General features: G+C 64.5%; 15 protein-coding genes. 8 read left to right on the forward strand and 7 right to left on the reverse strand.

The genetic code is table 11. The annotated features are described in order from the left end of the window. Nucleotides 1–54: 54 nt before the first annotated feature. From AC1DZ8_RS10065 to AC1DZ8_RS10080, 4 genes are read right to left on the reverse strand one after another with little or no spacing between them, the layout of a single operon-like run. Nucleotides 55–831, reverse strand: coding sequence for an SDR family NAD(P)-dependent oxidoreductase (locus AC1DZ8_RS10065; RefSeq protein WP_477303824.1), 777 nt, complete (start codon nt 829–831; stop codon nt 55–57). Nucleotides 832–849: 18 nt separating this feature from the next. Next, nucleotides 850–1,887: a phosphotransferase family protein gene (locus tag AC1DZ8_RS10070; RefSeq protein ID WP_477303822.1), complete on the reverse strand. Its 1,038-nt coding sequence runs from the start codon at nt 1,885–1,887 to the stop codon at nt 850–852. Continuing rightward, complete coding sequence (locus tag AC1DZ8_RS10075; RefSeq protein ID WP_477303820.1) at nt 1,884–2,399, reverse strand: MaoC family dehydratase; 516 nt, start codon at nt 2,397–2,399, stop codon at nt 1,884–1,886. Before AC1DZ8_RS10075 ends, AC1DZ8_RS10070 begins: the two co-directional genes overlap by 4 nt. Beyond that, nucleotides 2,396–3,211 (reverse strand): SDR family oxidoreductase, encoded by an 816-nt coding sequence (locus AC1DZ8_RS10080; RefSeq protein WP_477303818.1) that lies wholly within the window; start codon nt 3,209–3,211, stop codon nt 2,396–2,398. Before AC1DZ8_RS10080 ends, AC1DZ8_RS10075 begins: the two co-directional genes overlap by 4 nt. Before the next feature lie 140 nt (nt 3,212–3,351). Between AC1DZ8_RS10080 and AC1DZ8_RS10085 the strand changes: the two genes are divergently transcribed. The 5 genes from AC1DZ8_RS10085 to AC1DZ8_RS10105 are packed head-to-tail and all read left to right on the forward strand — an operon-like array spanning nt 3,352 to nt 7,779. Further along, nucleotides 3,352–3,993 (forward strand): TetR family transcriptional regulator, encoded by a 642-nt coding sequence (locus AC1DZ8_RS10085; protein WP_477303816.1) that lies wholly within the window; start codon nt 3,352–3,354, stop codon nt 3,991–3,993. Further along, nucleotides 3,990–5,231, forward strand: a complete 1,242-nt coding sequence (locus tag AC1DZ8_RS10090) for an acyl-CoA dehydrogenase family protein (RefSeq protein ID WP_477400824.1) — start codon at nt 3,990–3,992, stop codon at nt 5,229–5,231. The genes AC1DZ8_RS10085 and AC1DZ8_RS10090 overlap by 4 nt, the downstream gene beginning before the upstream one ends. 4 nt (nt 5,232–5,235) lie before the next feature. Beyond that, nucleotides 5,236–6,204, forward strand: coding sequence for an NADPH:quinone oxidoreductase family protein (locus tag AC1DZ8_RS10095; protein WP_477303812.1), 969 nt, complete (start codon nt 5,236–5,238; stop codon nt 6,202–6,204). A 10-nt stretch (nt 6,205–6,214) separates the two neighbouring features. Next, complete coding sequence (locus AC1DZ8_RS10100; RefSeq protein ID WP_477303810.1) at nt 6,215–7,252, forward strand: zinc-binding dehydrogenase; 1,038 nt, start codon at nt 6,215–6,217, stop codon at nt 7,250–7,252. Nucleotides 7,253–7,278: 26 nt separating this feature from the next. Further along, nucleotides 7,279–7,779, forward strand: a complete 501-nt coding sequence (locus tag AC1DZ8_RS10105) for a hypothetical protein (protein ID WP_477303808.1) — start codon at nt 7,279–7,281, stop codon at nt 7,777–7,779. Nucleotides 7,780–7,808: 29 nt separating this feature from the next. Here AC1DZ8_RS10105 and AC1DZ8_RS10110 read toward each other — a convergent pair whose 3' ends face one another. The 3 genes from AC1DZ8_RS10110 to AC1DZ8_RS10120 form a co-directional block, all read right to left on the reverse strand. Then, entirely contained in the window at nt 7,809–10,940 is a 3,132-nt protein-coding gene (locus AC1DZ8_RS10110; protein ID WP_477303806.1) for an efflux RND transporter permease subunit, read from the reverse strand. Further along, the gene (locus AC1DZ8_RS10115; protein WP_477303804.1) at nt 10,937–12,094 is read right to left on the reverse strand and encodes an efflux RND transporter periplasmic adaptor subunit; all 1,158 of its coding nucleotides are present in this window, start codon (nt 12,092–12,094) and stop codon (nt 10,937–10,939) included. Before AC1DZ8_RS10115 ends, AC1DZ8_RS10110 begins: the two co-directional genes overlap by 4 nt. Before the next feature lie 169 nt (nt 12,095–12,263). Further along, complete coding sequence (locus AC1DZ8_RS10120) at nt 12,264–13,088, reverse strand: MurR/RpiR family transcriptional regulator (protein ID WP_203278607.1); 825 nt, start codon at nt 13,086–13,088, stop codon at nt 12,264–12,266. A 146-nt stretch (nt 13,089–13,234) separates the two neighbouring features. Here AC1DZ8_RS10120 and AC1DZ8_RS10125 point away from each other — a divergent pair, with 146 nt between their 5' ends. From AC1DZ8_RS10125 to AC1DZ8_RS10135, 3 genes are all read left to right on the forward strand, one after another. Further along, a complete protein-coding gene (locus tag AC1DZ8_RS10125; protein ID WP_477303801.1) occupies nt 13,235–14,053 on the forward strand; it encodes an N-formylglutamate amidohydrolase in 819 nt (272 codons plus the stop codon). An 18-nt stretch (nt 14,054–14,071) separates the two neighbouring features. Further along, a complete protein-coding gene (locus AC1DZ8_RS10130) occupies nt 14,072–15,616 on the forward strand; it encodes an amino acid permease (RefSeq protein ID WP_477303799.1) in 1,545 nt (514 codons plus the stop codon). Between the two features lie 76 nt (nt 15,617–15,692). Continuing rightward, nucleotides 15,693–17,249, forward strand: coding sequence for an amino acid permease (locus tag AC1DZ8_RS10135; protein WP_477303797.1), 1,557 nt, complete (start codon nt 15,693–15,695; stop codon nt 17,247–17,249). The last annotated feature ends 79 nt before the right edge of the window (nt 17,250–17,328 follow it).

Here is a 17,328-nt window from a genome sequence, read left to right on the forward strand (position 1 = left end):
CAGGTTCCCGCAACGGCAATGGTTACCAAAGTGCGCTTGTCAAAGTTGGCGCTATCAAATCGCGCCGACGCCGCCATCCACGGCCAGCGTGTGGCCGGTCATGAAGGAATTGGCGGGGTCGGCGGCAAACAGGATGGCGGTCACCACCTCGTCGACTTCGGCGACCCGCTTCATCGGCACGCCGCGCGTCAGCTCGGCCAGCGCTTCGGCTTCCGGCGCACCGGAGATGCGCACGAAGCCGTCGACCATGGCCGTTCTCGTATGCGCCGGGCAAACGGCGTTGATGCGTATGCCCTTGGTGGCGTATTCGGCGGCCGCCGATTTGGTCAGCCCGACGACGCCATGCTTGGCGGCGGCATAGACCGACAGTTTCGGCGCGCCGACCAGCCCGGCAACCGAGGCGATGTTGACGATGGCGCCGCCTTTGCCGTCCAATTTGAACTGCCGTTCCATCTGCGGGATCTGGTGCTTCATGGCGTAGAAGACGCCGAGCAGGTCGATCTCCAGCACGCGGCGCGCCTCGTCGGAGGCCACTTGCGGCAGGCGCACCAAACTCTGGACGATGCCGGCATTGTTGATGGCGATATCCAGCCGGCCGAATTTCTCCGCCGCCAGTTTGACCAGATCTTCGGACAATTTTTCGTCCGCAATGTTGCCGGCGAGGATGGCAGTCTCGGTCTGCAGCGAGCTGGCGAGATCCGCCAGCGCCTTGTCGTCGATGTCGGACAGCACCAGGCGGGCGCCTTCAGCGGCAAAGCCTTTCGCAGCACCCCGGCCGAGGCCGCCGGCGGCACCCGTGATCAGCACCGTTGCTCCGTCAAAACGGCCCATTCAGCTCTCCCGTATTCTTCAGGTCTTCTTGTCGATGATTTCCACGGCGAGGCCAGCCAGCTGCTTGACGATCTCGCCATAGATCTGGGCTTTTCCCGGATTGGACGCGTTGCCGTCCAGGGCGCGGCGGTAGACGCCCTGGCAGATCGCCGCCAGCCGGAAGAAGGAAAAGGCGAGGAAGAAGCTCCAGTTGCCGATGCCGTCCAGCCCGCGCCGCCGGCAATAGGCGGCGACATAAGCCTCCTCGGAGGGAAGGCCGAGCGCGGCCCGGTCGATACCGCGCAGGCCGCGCAGGCTCGACGCGTGTGGCAGCCGCCATTGCATGCACTGATAGGCGAGGTCGGCGAAGGGGTGGCCAAGCGTCGACAGCTCCCAGTCGAGCACCGCCAGCACTTTTGGCTCACTGGCTGCAAAGATCATGTTGTCCAGCCGGTAGTCGCCATGCACCAGCGAGACACGGCCGTCATCGGCCGGCATATGCGTCTCCAGCCAGGCGATCAGCCGGTCCATGTAGGCCACAATGCCGGTCTCCGAGGCGCGGTACTGGCTGGTCCAGCGAGCCAGCTGGCGTTCGAAGTAATTGCCGGGCTTGCCGAAATCGCCGAGCCCGACGGCCTCGACATCGACGTCGTGCAGCGCCGCAAGCGTGGCGTTCATGGCGTCGTAGAGCGTGGCGCGCTCCTCGTTGCCGCCAGCTTCCGGCACGGCCGGATCCCAGAAGATACGGCCGTCGAGGAACTCCATGACGTAGAACATGCGGCCGATCGGCGAGTCCTCGCCCGACAGATGCAGCATTCGGGGCACCGGCACGGCGGTGCCGGCAAGCGCCTTCATGACAGTAAATTCGCGGTCGACCTGGTGCGCCGATTTCAACAACTGGCCCGGCGGCTTGGCGCGCAGCACATAGCGGCCGCTGGCCGTGGTTAAGAGATAGGTCGGGTTCGATTGGCCGGATTTGAATTTTTCGATTGAGGAAAGCCCGGCAAAACCCGGGATGTGCGCCTCAAGATAGGGCGCAAGTGCTGTCTGATCGAGGGCGTTGGCGTCGCCGCTCATGCAGTCTCCGGCTCACGCTCGATCAATGTCAGCGTCAGCCAGCGCGCGGTCAGCGCCGGCTTCTTCGAGCCTTCGATCTCGATGGTCACGTCATGTGCCGTCTGCACCCAGCCCGAGGGCCTGACCTTGACGTCGGCCAGCACGAAACGGGTGCGAATGCGCGAACCGGTCTTCACCGGCGCCAGGAAGCGCAGCGAATCGAAACCGTGATTGACGCCCATCTTGCTCTTTTCCAGCGGCGGCATGGTCTCGAAGGTCATGGCGGAGAGCAGCGACAGCGACAGGAAGCCGTGCGCGATAGTGCCGCCGAACGGCGTTTCGCGCTTGGCGCGCTCGGGGTCGCAATGGATGAACTGGTGGTCGTCGGTGGCGTCGGCGAACTGGTCGATCATGGTCTGCGTGACCACGCGCCAGGGCGACACGCCGACTTCCTTGCCGACGCTGGCCAGAAGCACATCGAGACTGATCGGTTCCACTGCGATGTCCTCCGTTTGCCGCCGCCCGCGGCTCATTCCTTGAACAGTGTCAGCCCATGCTGCACCGACTGCCCGCCGTCGATAGGCAGGATGGCGCCGGTGACATAGGAACCGGCACGGCTGCACAAATAGAGCGTTGCGCCGCCAATGTCATCCGCCACGCCGATACGGCCGATGGGGACATGGCTGCCGACATGTCTGGCCTTTTCCTCGGTGCCGGTGGCAAAGGCGGTCATGCGGCTCTGGAAGGGGCCGGGTGCGAAGGCGTTGACGGTGATGCGCCGCGCCGCGAGCTCGATCGCCAGCGTGCGCGTCAGATGGTGAACGGCGCCCTTGGAGGCGGTGTAGGAATAGGCATCGTCAGCCAGCGGCTGCGTGCCCATCACCGAGCCCAGATTGATGACACGGGCCGGATCGGCATCGCTGGCCGCGGCTTCCAGCAGCGGCAGCAATTCGCGCGTCAGGTGGAAGACGGCGGTGACGTTGACGGCGAACACCTTGGCCCAGCCGCTGTAGGGAAAATCCTCGAGAGTGGCGCCCCAGGATATGCCGGCATTGTTGACCAGTATGTGCAGCCGCTCGGTGCGCGCCTTGACCTCGGCGACCAGCGCGGCAATGCCGGCCTCGGTCGAGACATCGCCGGCAAAACCTTCGGCGCGGCCGGAGGCGCCCAGCGCGTTCAATTCGGCGGCGACCTTGATGCAGTCCTGGCCCTTGCGCGAGGCGATCATTACGGTGGCGCCGGCCTGAACCAAAGCGGTCGCCACCATGCGGCCGATGCCGGTCGCAGCTCCCGTTACCAGCGCGGTCTTGCCGGCAACCGTAAACAGCTCGTCGAGATAGCTCATCGATCCTCCCCGCGGCGATATCGCCTCTTCGGGCGGTTGCCGCATTGACAACATACCCGGTAGTATGTTCATCTTTTCGGCAGAGGTAAAGGCCTCAATGCCGCATCTCGGCGGAAAGCAGGCGGAAGGCAAAATAACCGATGCTCAGCGTCGAAGCTCCACTGCTCGATCGCCCGCGCGCCGACATATTGCGCGCCGCCGCCATTTGTTTCATGCAGCGGGGCTATGCCGCGAGTTCTATCGACGACGTCGCGCGCAGCCTCGGCTCTACCAAGGGCCGCATCTACCATCACTATCGGTCCAAGGCCGATCTGTTCGCCGATGTGTTTCGCGCCGGCATGGACATGAATTTTGCTGCAATCGAGCCGGTGCGCGCGCTTCCCGGCCCGGCGATTGGACGCTGGCGCAAGATGGCTTCCATCCATTGCGGTCAGATGATCCGCACCAAGCCGTTCCAGCGCGTGGTCTGGGAAGGTGTCGAGCTCTATTTGCGCGGTGCGACCACGCCCGAACAGCGCGAGGAATTTACCCGGCTGATGCAGTATCGCGATGCCTATGGCCGCATCTTTCGAGAGGCGATTGCGGCTGCGCGCGACGAAGGCGACATGCGCTTCGACACGATCGGCATTGCCGAGCAGTTGATGTTCCTGACGCTGAACTCCCCGCTGTTCTGGTACACGCCGCGACCGGCCGAGACCGACGGCGATGTCGAGGCAATTGTCGGCGAGGTCGTCGCTTTCGCGGCGCGTGGTCTGGGTGCGGCTGAGGAGAACATTCGATGAGCGACATGAATCTCGGCATGACCGAGCGGCTGAAGCCGATCCACGCCCGCGTCGCCGCCATGGTGCGCGAGGAGATCATGCCGCTCGACCACGAATTTCTGAGCGAGGTCGGCAAGGCCGGCGACCGCTGGATCTACACCGCGCGGCAGACCGAAATTCTGGAAGGGCTGAAGAATAAGGCCAGGGAGCGCGGCCTGTGGAATTTCTGGCTGACCGGCTCCGAGCGCGGCTATGGGCTCTCGACGGTCGAATATGCCTATCTCGCCGAGGAGATGGGCAAGGCGCATCTCGGCGCCGAGACCTTCAACTGCTCGGCGCCCGACACCGGCAATATGGAAGTGCTGGAGCGCTATGGTTCGGAGGATCACAAGAAGGCATGGCTGGAGCCGCTGCTCGAGGGAAAAATCCGCTCGGCCTATCTGATGACCGAGCCGGACGTTGCATCCTCCGACGCCACCAACATCGCCATGCGCTGCGAACGGCAGGGCGACTACTATGTGCTGAACGGCGAGAAATGGTGGGCGTCGGGCGCCGGCGATCCCCGCTGCGCCATCTACATCGTCATGGTCCGCACCGGTGGCGATAGCGAGCCGCAGCACCGCCGCCATTCGATGATCCTGGTGCCGTCCGATACCAAGGGTGTGACCAAGCTGCGGCCGATGCAGGTCTATGGCGACGACGACGCGCCGCATGGCCATATGCATCTTCGCTTCGACAATGTGAGGGTGCCGGCATCGAACCTGATCCTTGGCGAGGGCAGGGGCTTCGAGATCGCGCAAGGCAGGCTCGGCCCGGGCCGCATCCATCACTGCATGCGCGCCATCGGCCAGGCCGAGATGGCGCTGGAAATGCTGTGCCAGCGCTCTGTGCGGCGCGAGGCCTTCGGCCAGCCGCTGGCAAAACTCGGCGCCAATTTCGACATCATTGCGGAATGCCGGATGGAGATCGAGATGGCGCGGCTGCTCTGCCTCAAGGCGGCGTGGATGATCGACCAGGGCGATGCGCGCGCCGCTGCGCCCTGGATCAGCCAGATCAAGGTCATCGCACCGCGCGTCGCGCTGAAAGTCACCGACGAAGCCGTGCAGATGTTCGGCGCGCAAGGCATCAGCCAGGACACGCCGCTGGCGCGCTCGTGGACACATCTGCGAACGCTGCGGCTCGCCGACGGGCCGGACGCGGTGCATCGCCGGCAAGTGGCGCGGACGGAACTGAGGAAATACACGCAGGAAAAGGTGTGACGGCATGAAAGCCATCATCGCCCGCGACTTCGCGCCGCTCGACCAGCTCGTCTATGGCGACTGGCCGGAGCCGGAGGCCAAGGGCAATATTGTCGTCATCGAGGCCGAGGCGATCGGGGTGAACTATCCCGACGGCCTGCTCGTCCAGGGTCTCTACCAGATGAAGCCGCTACTGCCCTTCGTGCCCGGCATGGAGGTCGCGGGACGGGTGCTCGCGGTCGGACCTGACGTGAAAACGGTCAAGGTCGGTGACCGCGTTGCCGCGCTCTCGACCCATGGCAGCTATGCCGAGCGGGTGGGTGTAGCCGAACCCTTGGTCATGCCGCTGCCGCCCGATATGCCTGCTGCCGACGCCTGCGCGCTGCTGGCCGGCTACGGCACCTCGCATTATGCGCTGAAGCAGCGCGGCGTGTTGCGCGAAGGCGAGACGCTCTGCGTACTGGGCGCGGCCGGCGCCACCGGCATTGCCGCCATCCAGCTCGGCAAGGCGCTTGGCGCCCGCGTCATCGGCGTCGCCTCGTCAGAGGAAAAGCGCCGCATTGCGGCCGAAGCCGGCGCCGACATTGCTCTCGGCTACGACAACCTCAAGGAAGCGCTGAAAGAGGTGACGGGCGGCAAGGGCGTCGATGTCGGCTTCGATCCGGTCGGCGGCGAAACCTTCGACGTGTTGGCCCGCTCGATGGCCTGGAACGGAAGGCTGCTGGTCATCGGCTTTGCCTCCGGCACCATTCCGCAATTCCCGGTCAACCTGGCGCTGGTCAAGGGCTTTTCGGTCGTAGGCGTGTTCTGGGGCGCGTTCACGGCCAAGGAGCCGCGCGTCTATGCCGACAATATGAAGGAGCTTGTCGGCTGGTACCTGGGCGGCAAGGTCCGGCCGGTCATCGAAGGCACGTACCCGCTGGCCGATGCCGCCGCCGTGCTGAAGCGCGTGCTCGGCCGCGGCGCATCCGGCAAGCTCATCCTCAAACCGTAAGGAGCCCGCCATGGCCATCCCCTCCGAGATGAAAGCGCTGTTGCTGACCGGCGACGGCTACACCAGGACGCCGACCGGCACCGTGCTGGAGGCGATGGAGCCATATCTTGTGCCGGGCAGCATCGGCGTGCCGACGCCCGGGCCGAGCCAGGTGCTGATCAAGGTCAGCCTCGCTTCGATAAATCCGTCCGATGTGATGTTCATCAAAGGCCAGTACGGCCAGCCGCGCGCCAAGGGCCAGCCGGCCGGCTTCGAGGGCGTTGGCACCATTGTCGCCACCGGCGACGAGCCTTATCCGAAAACCCTGATCGGCAAGCGCGTCGCCTTCGCCACCGGCGTCACCAACTGGGGTTCCTGGGCCGAATACGCGGTCGCCGAAGCCGCCGTCTGCATCCCGTTGCTCGACACGGTTCGCGACGAGGACGGCGCCGCATTGATCGTCAACCCGCTGACCGCGATCGCGATGTTCGACATCGTCAAGGAGGCCGGCGAAAAGGCCTTCATCATGACCGCCGGCGCCAGTCAGCTGTGCAAACTGATCGCGGGCCTCGCCAAGGAGGCAGGATATCGGCCGATCGTCACCGTGCGCCGCGACGAGCAGATCCCGCTCTTGAAGGAGATCGGCGCTGTCCATGTGCTCAACGAGAAGGCGCCGGATTTCAAGGCCGCGCTACGCGAGGTGATCAAGACCGAGCAGCCGCGCATCTTCCTCGACGCGGTGACCGGGCCGCTGGCCTCAGTCATCTTCGACGCCATGCCGAAGCGCGCGCGCTGGATCATCTATGGCCGGCTCGACCCGGACACCACTGTCATCCGTGAGCCCGGCCAGCTGATCTTCCAGAACAAGCATATTGAGGGCTTCTGGCTGGTCGAATGGATGCGCCAGTTCCGCGACAAGCGCGGCCCGGCGATCATGGAAGCGCAGAAGCGCTTTTCCGACGGGCGCTGGTCGACGGATGTGACGGCGGTGCTGCCGCTGGACGAAGCGATGGCGAAGGTGCCGGCGGAACTGGCGAAGCCGAACGGGAAGGTGTTTATTAGGCCATAGATCAGACGAGTTCGAGGTTTCTCCCTATGAAGCAGCAGCTATGGTTCGTTGCAGTCGTCCTCACGTCGATGGCAGGTACGATTTCTGCCGAGGCCGCCGACAAGTTCCCGCCTTCCTGGCGCAAGTCGATGACCAACGATCCGAGTACAAACTTCTTCCTCAAGAAATATTCGGCAGCCCTGGACGATCCTGCTGCGACCGCAGTCAGAAATATCGTGCTGGCGCGAGAACTCGGTTCGGAGTGCCAGTCGTCCAAACTCAACAAGGCCAAGCTCAAAGCATATGGCGACAGCACGCTCGGTGGGCTTTCGCCTGACGCCCTCAAGGCGGCAGCGTTTCAAACCGGCGTTGCACTGCGCGGCTTCGACTATCAAGATCTCGCCCACCTCTGTGCCGGAATAGACTATCAATTCGGGCCGAAAGGAGCACTGATCGCGGGTGCCATATCACCGGGGAAAGGTGAGCCAAAGCGCCGCTACGACCCGGCCAATCCGTACATCCAGCTGGCAGAGTTCACTGGTCAATAGTGCAGGCGCACTATTGACAGGAGAGCCAACTACTCCGCCGGCTCGACATTCGTATAAGCCGCCTCTTCCAGCTCGCGCTTCAGCCTTGCTTCCTCATGCGTCTTCGGCGTGACGAAGCGGCCGAGCAGGAGATAGGCGACCGGGGTCAGGAACAGCGTCGAGACGGTGGCCAGCCCCAGCCCGCCGACGATGACCCAGCCAAGCGCTATGCGCGCCTCCGCCCCGGCGCCGGCGGCCAGCACCAGCGGCACGCCGCCGAGGATGGTGCAGATCATCGTCATCATCACCGGCCGCAGGCGGATGATCGAGGCCTGTTCGATCGCCTCGCGCACGCCCAGCCCACGGTCGCGAAGCTGGTTGGCGAATTCGACGATGAGGATGCCGTTCTTGGCCATGACGCCGACCAGCAGCACGAGGCCGATCTGGCTGTAGGCGTTGAGGCTGGTGCCGGACAAAAGCAGCGCAAAGATCGCGCAGGCAAGGCCGAGCGGCACCGTCGCCATGATGATGATTGCGCTGACGAAGCTTTCGAACTGCGCGGCAAGCACCAGAAGGATGATGACCAGGGCGAAGCCGAAAATGGTGACCATGGCGCTGTTGGTTTCGCCAAGCGTCGCGGCCTCGGCCAGCGGCAGGATGCGGCTGCCCGGCGGCAGCAGCGGCGTGGCGATCTGCTCGGCGACACCGAGCGCATCGCCGAGTGCGAAATTGCCGTTCAGATTGGAGGTGATCGCCACCGAGGGCTGCTGCTGCTCACGCGTCAGCGATGGCGGCACGGCGCGCTCGGTCAGCGTGGCGATGGTCGACATCGGCACGAAGCGGCCGTCGGCGGTTTTCAGGAAGATGTTTTCGAGATCGGTGGGATCGTTGATCGGGTTGGTGGTCGAGACCAGCTTCACGCCATAGCTGCGGTCGGCGATGTAGACGTCGACGACATCGTTGCCGTCGAGCATCGCCTGCAAGGTGTTGGCGAGCCCGGTGATGTCGATGCCGAGATCGGAGGCGCGCTCGCGGTCGATGGCCACCGCCAGCTGCGGCTGCGTCGGGTCGACGGAAAGCCGTGGCGTCTGGAAGCGCGGGTCGGCCTGCATCTGCGCGATGATCTTCACTGCCGCGTCGCCGAGCGCCTTGCGGTCGTTGCCGACCAGCGCGAATTGCAGGCCGTTGCCGGCGCCTCTGATACCGAGGCTGTTGGCCTGCACCGGGAAGATGCGCACCGACGGCACTTGGCGGGTCAGCTGGGTGATCTGCGCCATAATCTCCTGCTGGCTGCGCGTGCGCTCGTCCCACGGGGCCAGCGTCATCACCATGAAGCCGGAGTTATAGGCGCCGTTCTGGCCGGCGTTTTCGAAGGTTGAGACGATCTCGCCGGAATCTCGCAGCGGCTGGATCAACCGCTCGATCTTCTGCATCTGCTGGGTGGTGTAGTCGAGGCTGACGCCTTGCGGCGCATTGATGCGCAACAGCACGACGGCGCGGTCTTCGCTCGGCGTCAGCTCCTGGCGGATGGTGCCGAACAGGCTGAAGGCGACGCCTGCAAACAGCACCGCGACCAGAAGCACGATCCATGGCGCGCCGAGGCAGGCATGCAGGCCGCGCTTGTAGGCTGAATTCAGCGCGCCGCCGATGCGCGCGCCCATGCCATGGCCACCTTCGTGGTGGAGGGAGGCGCCGGTCAGCATGCGCGAGGCCAGCATCGGGCACAGCGTCAGCGCCACCACGCAGGAGAGCAGCACCGACATGGCGAGCACGAAGCCGAATTCGCGAAAAAGGCCGCCGGTCTGCCCCGGCAAAAACGAGATCGGCACGAAGACGGCAACCAGCGTCAGCGTGGTGGCGATGACGGCGAAGAACACTTCCTGTGCACCGAGCACGGCGGCAGCGCGAGGACCCATGCCTTCGTTGCGCCGTCGCACGATGTTTTCGAGCACGACGATCGCGTCGTCGACGACCAGGCCTGTCGCCAGCACCAGCGCCAGCAGGGTCAGGATGTTTATCGAAAACCCAGCGAGATAGATGGCGGCGATGGTGCCGATCATGGCGACCGGCATCGACAGGCCGGGGATTAGCGTCGCGCGCCAGTCGAGCAGGAAGACATAGATGACGATCAGCACCATGGAGATGGACAGTCCGAGTGCGATCTCGACCTCGTGCACGGCGCCGTTGACGAAGACGGCGTCGTCGCTGGTGATCTTGATCGACATGCCCTTGGGCAGGTTCTCCTGCAATTTGGCGACTGCCGCCTTCACGCCGGTGGAGATATCCAGCGTGTTCGATTCCGCCTGGCGGATGATGCCGAGGCCAATGCCGGTCTTGCCGTCGGAGCGCAGCGAGGTCTGGCCGATATCGGGGCCAAGCGTGACGGTGGCGACGTCGCGGATGCGCGTCGTGCCGCCGATGATGATGTTTTCGAATTCCTCCGGCGTCGTCACATCGGCTGTGGTGCGAACGATCAAGTCCTGGTTGGTGGTGGTGATCGAACCGGCCGGTGAATCGAAGGCCACAGAGCCAAGTGCCGCCCTCAAATCGGCGACGGTAAAGCCGAGGCTGGCCAGCTTGTTCTGGTCGACATCGATGCGGAAGATCTTGTCGCGGTCGCCATAGACCTGGACGTCGGCGACACCGGGCACGGCAGCCAGCTCGTCCTCGATCTGGTCCTGGACAATCACCGTCATGTCCTGCACCGACATGCTATCGGAGGTGACCGCCAGCCGCATCACCGCATCGGAATTGGCGTCGGCCTTGACGATGCGCGGCGGATCGGCGGTCTCCGGCATCATGTTGGCGACGCGGCCGACGGCGTCGCGCACATCGGAAGCGGCGACGTTCAAGTCGACGCCGTCATTGAACTCGATGGTGACGCGGCTCTGGCCGAAGGAAGAGGTCGACGAGATCGACTTGACGCCGGAGACGCGGGCCACCGCGCCTTCGATCGTGTCGGTCAGTTCGCGGTCGACGGTTTCGGCGGCCGCACCCTCGAAGACGGTCGACACAGTGACGACGGCGCGGTCGACATCGGGCAGTTCGCGGATCTCGACGCCGTAGAAAGCGGCAAGGCCAGCCACCGCGATCAGCGTGTTGAGCACGAAGGCCATGACTGGCCTGCGGATGAAGAGCGCGGTGAAGCCGGTTTCGCTGGCGGCGTTTGTGGTCGTGGTCATGAGCCTTCGGCGGCGTTCGCGGCGCGCTGGCCGGCGATGCGGACCTCGCCGCCTTCGCTGACACTCTGTGTGCCTTCGGTCACCACCATATCGCCATCCTCGATCTCGGCGTCGATCAGCACCGTCTCGGTGTTGCGCTGGATGATGCGCACGGGAACGCGCCTGGCCTTGCCATCCTCGACCTGCCAGACATAGGCGCCATCCGAGCCCCACAGGATCGCCAGCGGGCTGACGGCCGGATAGGTGTCGCCGGGGAAGCGCATGGTGATGCCGAACGACATGCCGGCGCGCAACGAATCCGCCGGATTGGCGATAGCCGCCTTGACCAGAAGGGTGCGGCTCTTTTCGTCGATGTGGTTGTCGATGGCCGACACCGTGCCGGTATAGGCTTTGCTCGGATTGGCGATCGGCGTCGCTGACAGCTGCGCGCCGACCTTGACGGCGGCGGCAAAGCGCTCGGGCACCAGGAACTCGACCAGGATGGAAGAGCGGTCGTCGAGCGTGGCGATTGCTGACTGGCTGGTCACGTAGTTGCCGGCCGAGATCGGCAGGATGCCGACCGTGCCCGCTATCGGTGCTACGATCGAGCGACGCTGCAAGGCGAGTTCGGCGTCCTGCAGCGCGAGTTTTGCGCCGGCCAGCACCACTTGGGCATCGGCGACGGCGACCGGGGTCGCGGCGTTGGAGGCGCGCAGGGATTTCACCCGCTCGAGCTTGTCCTGGGCATCCTGGAGAGCGAGCTTGGCGCGATCCTGGGAGATCACCTCGGTTTCGGAATCGAGGACGGCGATGACCTGCCCCTTGTCGACGCGGGTGCCGGACTGGACGAGGAATTCAACCAGCCGGCCGGAGCTGTACGGGTTGACCGTGACCGAGGCGTTGGCGCGGCCGGTGCCGATCGCCTGCAAGCGATCGTTGATGGTTGCGGTGCCTGCCGGCAAGGCGACGACATTCGCCGGCCGGCCGGCGGCGTTACGGCCGCCTGCCTGTTTCGTCGTGTCGACCGCGCCGGTGGTGGCGGGCGCCGAGGCATAGGCCCAGTCGATGCCCCAGCGTGCCAGAACCTCCGGCGCGCCCGGAAAGAAGCGCGCCCAGGCGAGGGCAGCCGCGACCAGGATCACAAGCGCAAAAACGATCTGTTTCCAGGCGGCCATCGGCACTCCGGTTGGCAAAACGTCTACCGGTCTCCCCAAGCAAAAACGCGCAGCGACGCACCCGGTATGTGCGAAGCCACGGCAATATCATGGCTTTATGGCAATTCTGCCGCGGCCATGCACATTAAATCTGCGTAACGTTGCGCGCCTGCGGCGGGGATTGAGGCTGTCAGCGCAGTCCTTCCAGGTCGCGGATGCGCTTGGCGCTGTCGGCCTCGAGTTGCCGGGTGACGGCGCCGATCAGCGTCTCGGCGACGACGAAAAGCGCCGCCGAGGAATCCCAGGCCGAGGGCACGGCGGTGCGTCCGGCGATGACATGGCGGGCGAAGCGGGCGATCGGCGACAGCCACTGGTCGGTGAACAGCACGATCTGCACGCCGCGCTGATGCGCCGTCTCGGCAAAGCGCACCAGGCTGTCCTGGTAGCGCCTTATGTCGAAGATCACCAGCACGTCGCGCTTGCCCATGTCGATCAGCCGATCGCGCCAGATGCTCTCCTGGCCGGCGAGGTGATAGACATCGGGCTGGATGATGGCGAGGTGGGCAGCCATGTAGCGCGCCAGCGGATCGGTGAAACGGCCGCCGATCAAGAAGGTCTTGCCGCGCCGCTCGGCAAGCCTGGCCGCGATATCGGCAAGCTGCCGGTCGGAGAGATGCCGGAAGGTCTCGCGCATATTGTCCAGCGTCGCCTCCAGCATCGGCGATATCGCGCCGCTCGGGGAGGCCGGGTTGAGCGTGCGCGATGCCGGCGACTGCAATTGCGCCGCCAGTTCGTCCTGCAGCGCCGACTGGAATTCAGGATAGTTCTGGAAACCCAGCCTGGAGACGAAGCGCAGGATGGTCGGCGACGACACGCCGGCGGCGGCCGAGAACTCGGCGACCGTCTTCAGCCCGATCAACGGATAGTTGGCAATCAGCGTCTGCGCGGCGCGGCGCTCGCCGGCCGGCATCGTGCCGATGCGGTCCGAAATCAGTTCGGCAATGCTGGAAATCATGGTTTTCCCCCGCCCTTGGCCCGGTCTACACCGCTTCCCCGAAATCGCGTTTGACAAAGCCGGATAAACTGTATGAAATCATCCACAGGGACGCAATGAGGCAAAATACGTAACATAAGATACAGCGCTCCCCAGGGGACGGCAGTATGGAGAGAGCACGGCCCGCCAGCCTTGCATCGTCTGATACCGTAGGGGTGACGAACCCCGGCGGGTCCAGTCCTTTCGTGCTGACCTGCGACCACGCTTCCAACTTCCTGCCGGCCGAATTCGGCACGCTCGGCCTGAGCGCAGAAGATCTTTCCCGCCACATCGCCTGGGACCCCGGCGCGCTGCCTGTGGCAAGCCGCATGGCGGAAGCGCTCGATGCGGCGCTCATCGAAACCCGCATCTCGCGGCTCATCGTCGACTGCAATCGTCCGCTCGACGCGCCCGACCTGGTGCCGCCGGTCAGCGAGACGACGACCATCCCCGGCAATGCCGGCCTGTCGGACAGTGAGCGCGCCGAACGCATCGCTTTGTCGTGGCGCCCCTTCCACGACACGATCGCCAACATCATCGACGACCGGCTGGCGCGCGGGCAGGAGACGCGGCTGGTGTCGGTGCACTCGTTTACCCCAGTCTACAAAGGCAAGAGCCGGCCCTGGCATATCGGCATCATCCATGATGACGACCGCCGGCTGGCGTCGCCGCTGATAGCGGCGCTGCAGCGTCTCTCCGGCGTCACCGTCGGCGTCAACGAACCTTATTCGCCGGCCGACCGCGTCTATTTCACCCTGGAGCGCCATGCGCGCTCGCGCGGCCTTGCCTGCGCAATGATCGAAATCCGCAACGACGAAATCTCCGGCGAGACCGGGCAGCGGAAATGGGCGGATCTGCTCACCGGCATTTTTTCGGATCTGGAGCCCGAGGAGGCCAAGGGCTCCCGACGACACGCAATGGGAAAATCAGTTCAATCGGCCAGCTAGAAACAACAGGGGACGAAAATGGCAGGACCGGATACATCAGACCATGAGAGGTCGGAGGACGTAAAAACCCTCCATAGCATGGGCTATGCCCAGGAGTTGGCTCGCCGGATGAGCGGCTTCTCGAACTTCGCAATTTCCTTTTCGATCATTTGCATTCTGGCGGGCGGCATCACGTCCTTCCCACTGGCCATGGCGACCGGCAGCGGCTTCGAGGCGACTGTCGGCTGGATCATCGGCGGTGTCTTTGCTCTTATCGTGGCTGCGTCCCTTGGGCAGATTGGCTCGGCCTACCCAACGGCCGGCGGTCTCTACCACTGGTCGTCAATTCTTGGCGGGCGCGGCTGGGGCTGGGCCACGGCCTGGATCAACCTGCTCGGCCTGATCTTCGTCGTCGCATCGGTCAATGTCGGCGTCTATGCACTGTTCAAAGATCTCGTCTGGTCCGGCGTGTTCGGCCACGACGTATCGGCGTGGGGCTATCAGGAGCAGGTGATCGGCGTTGTGATCATCACCGTCGCACAGGCGCTGATCAACCATTTCGGCATCAAGCTCACCACCATACTGACGGATTTCTCGGGCTACCTCATTCTGATCGTCGCCGTCGTGTTGACGGCGATGTTCCTGATCTGGGGCGCAAGCTGGGATTTCTCGCGGCTCACCACCTTCGTCAACAACACCGGTGATCCGGGCGCCGGATACGTTCCCACCGCACGGACGGCACTCGTCGCCTTCCTGATCGGCCTGCTCTACCCGCTCTATACGATCACCGGCTTCGATGCCTCGGCCCACACGTCCGAAGAGACCCACAATGCCCGCGTGGCGGTGCCGCGCGGCATGATCCATTCGGTTCTGTGGTCGCTGGTCTTCGGCCTCGTCATGGCCGTGTCGTTCGTGCTGGCCAGCCCCGACCTGGCAGCAACAGCCAAGGATGGCGCCAATGCCTGGTTCAATCTCTTCAACAACCTGCCGGCACCATTCTGGCTGAAGAGCATCATTGCCATCGCGATCGTGCTGGCGAACTTCATCTGCGCGCTCGCCGGACTGACGTCGACCTCGCGCATGATCTTCGCCTTTGCGCGTGACGGCGGCCTGCCCGGTTCGTCGGTGTGGAAGACCGTCAGCCCGACATGGCGTACGCCGGTGGCGGCGATCTGGCTCGGAGCGGTGCTTGCAATCGCGGCGACACTGTACTCGCCGGCCTTTGCCGCACTAGCCGCCGGCTGTGCATTGTTCCTCTACGTGTCCTACGCCATGCCGGTGGCGGCTGGCCTGCTTGCCGAGGGCAAGAGCTGGACCGAATTCGGTCCGTTCCGCCTCGGCATCTGGTCCAAGCCATTCGCCGTCATCACGGTGCTTGGCGTTCTGGTCCTGATGTATGCCGGCATCCAGCCGCCATTCGACATCCTGATCAACTACGCCATCGGCCTGATCGTTCTGCTCGTGGTTCTGTGGTTCGGCATCGAGTCGCGCCGCTTCAAAGGCCCGCCGATCGGCGCCGATATCGCCCGCCGCGCTGTGGAGATCGCGGCGGCGGAAAAAGCCGTTGGCCAGACGGCCGGCTAACAGCAAGACTACTGCTCCGGCCGCGCACGCCGGCCGGAGCAGGGCCCGCCAGCTAAGAACGCAAAGGGGACTTCAAATGGCAGCACCGGGTTATTCAGACGTCGACAAGGCGGAGGACGTAAAGCACCTCCACAGCATGGGCTATGCCCAGGAACTGGAGCGGCGGCTCAGCCGCTTCTCGAACTTCGCGGTTTCCTTCTCCATCATCTGCATCCTGTCGGGCGGCATCAACTCGCTGGCGCAGGCAACGTCGGGCGCCGGCGGCATCGGCATCGGCATCGGCTGGCTGGTCGGCTGCTTCGTCTCGCTGACCTTCGCGGTCGCCATGTCGCAGATCAGCTCGGCCTATCCGACGGCCGGTGGCCTCTATCACTGGGGTTCGATCCTCGGCAATCGCGGCACCGGCTGGGTGACGGCCTGGCTCAACCTGCTCGGACTGATCACCGTGCTCGGCGCCATCAATGTCGGCACCTGGACGTTCTTCGTCGGCGCCTTCGGACCGACGCTCGGCATCGAGGGCACGCTGACCAACCAGATGATCTTCCTGGTCATCATCACCGGCGCCCAGGCACTGATCAACCATCTCGGCATCAAGCTGACGGCGAAGCTGACCGACTTCTCGGGCTATCTGATCTTCTTCGGCTCGATCCTGATCGCGGTTGTCTGCCTGTTCTCCGCCGAGACCTGGGACTTCAGCCGGCTCTTCACCTTCCACAACTACTCGGGTGAGGCCGGCGCCAGCGTCTGGCCGTCGGTCTCGAATGCCTGGGTGTTCGCGCTCGGCCTGCTCCTGCCGATCTACACCATCACCGGCTACGATGCTTCGGCGCACACCTCGGAAGAAACCATCAAGGCGGCGTCCTCGGTGCCGCGCGCCATGGTCATGTCGGTGATCTGGTCGGCGGTGTTCGGCTATCTGTTCCTGGCCGCCTTCGTGTTGATGATCCCGAACATGGACGACGCCGCCAAGCAGGGCTGGAACGTGTTCTTCTGGGCTTTCGACCAGCGCGTCAGCCCCGGCCTCAAGGAGTTCGTGTACCTCGTGGTGTTCATCGCCCAGCTGCTGTGCGGTCTCGCGACCGTCACATCGGCTTCGCGCATGATCTTCGCCTTCTCGCGTGACGGCGGCCTGCCCGGCTCGGCGGCGCTCGCCAAGGTCAGCCCGACCTACCGCACGCCGGTGGCGGCGATCTGGACGGCATCGATCCTGTCGGTGCTGTTCGTCTGGGGTTCGACGCTGGTTTCGGTCGCCGGCACCTCGGCTTACACCATCGTGGTGTCCTGCACCGTCATCTTCCTGTTCCTGTCGTTCACCGTGCCGATCGTGCTCGGCATGCTGGCTTGGGGCACGCCGAAGTGGGACAAGATGGGCCCGTGGAATCTGGGCCGCGGCATCTTCATGCTGTTTGGCGTTCTCTCGATCATCTCGATGATCCTGATCTTCGTCATCGGCATCCAGCCGCCGAACGACTGGGCGCTCTACATCACCGTCGGCTTCTTCATCCTGACGGCGATCGTGTGGTTCGCTTTCGAACGCAACCGCTTCCAGGGTCCGCCGCTCGGCGACATCATCGCGGCGCGTCAGGCAGCGATCAAGGCAGCCGAACAGGCGGTCGGCGAAACCGGCCACTGACGTCATCCATCACGACCATGGCCGGCCTCGCGCCGGCCATGGTTTCGTTTACCCCTCTCAACGACCAGCGCTGGAGTGC

The sequence above is a fragment of the Mesorhizobium sp. P2_F7 genome (assembly GCF_056403695.1).

Excerpts from the sequence above, each read along its gene's own strand:
- AC1DZ8_RS10065 (WP_477303824.1), bottom strand. The coding sequence starts at position 831 with ATGGGCCGTTTTGACGGAGCAACGGTGCTGATCACGGGTGCCGCCGGC.
- AC1DZ8_RS10070 (WP_477303822.1), bottom strand. The coding sequence starts at position 1,887 with ATGAGCGGCGACGCCAACGCCCTCGATCAGACAGCACTTGCGCCCTAT.
- AC1DZ8_RS10075 (WP_477303820.1), bottom strand. The coding sequence starts at position 2,399 with ATGAGCCGCGGGCGGCGGCAAACGGAGGACATCGCAGTGGAACCGATC.
- AC1DZ8_RS10080 (WP_477303818.1), bottom strand. The coding sequence starts at position 3,211 with ATGAGCTATCTCGACGAGCTGTTTACGGTTGCCGGCAAGACCGCGCTG.
- AC1DZ8_RS10085 (WP_477303816.1), top strand. The coding sequence starts at position 3,352 with ATGCTCAGCGTCGAAGCTCCACTGCTCGATCGCCCGCGCGCCGACATA.
- AC1DZ8_RS10090 (WP_477400824.1), top strand. The coding sequence starts at position 3,990 with ATGAGCGACATGAATCTCGGCATGACCGAGCGGCTGAAGCCGATCCAC.
- AC1DZ8_RS10095 (WP_477303812.1), top strand. The coding sequence starts at position 5,236 with ATGAAAGCCATCATCGCCCGCGACTTCGCGCCGCTCGACCAGCTCGTC.
- AC1DZ8_RS10100 (WP_477303810.1), top strand. The coding sequence starts at position 6,215 with ATGGCCATCCCCTCCGAGATGAAAGCGCTGTTGCTGACCGGCGACGGC.
- AC1DZ8_RS10105 (WP_477303808.1), top strand. The coding sequence starts at position 7,279 with ATGAAGCAGCAGCTATGGTTCGTTGCAGTCGTCCTCACGTCGATGGCA.
- AC1DZ8_RS10110 (WP_477303806.1), bottom strand. The coding sequence starts at position 10,940 with ATGACCACGACCACAAACGCCGCCAGCGAAACCGGCTTCACCGCGCTC.
- AC1DZ8_RS10115 (WP_477303804.1), bottom strand. The coding sequence starts at position 12,094 with ATGGCCGCCTGGAAACAGATCGTTTTTGCGCTTGTGATCCTGGTCGCG.
- AC1DZ8_RS10120 (WP_203278607.1), bottom strand. The coding sequence starts at position 13,088 with ATGATTTCCAGCATTGCCGAACTGATTTCGGACCGCATCGGCACGATG.
- AC1DZ8_RS10125 (WP_477303801.1), top strand. The coding sequence starts at position 13,235 with ATGGAGAGAGCACGGCCCGCCAGCCTTGCATCGTCTGATACCGTAGGG.
- AC1DZ8_RS10130 (WP_477303799.1), top strand. The coding sequence starts at position 14,072 with ATGGCAGGACCGGATACATCAGACCATGAGAGGTCGGAGGACGTAAAA.
- AC1DZ8_RS10135 (WP_477303797.1), top strand. The coding sequence starts at position 15,693 with ATGGCAGCACCGGGTTATTCAGACGTCGACAAGGCGGAGGACGTAAAG.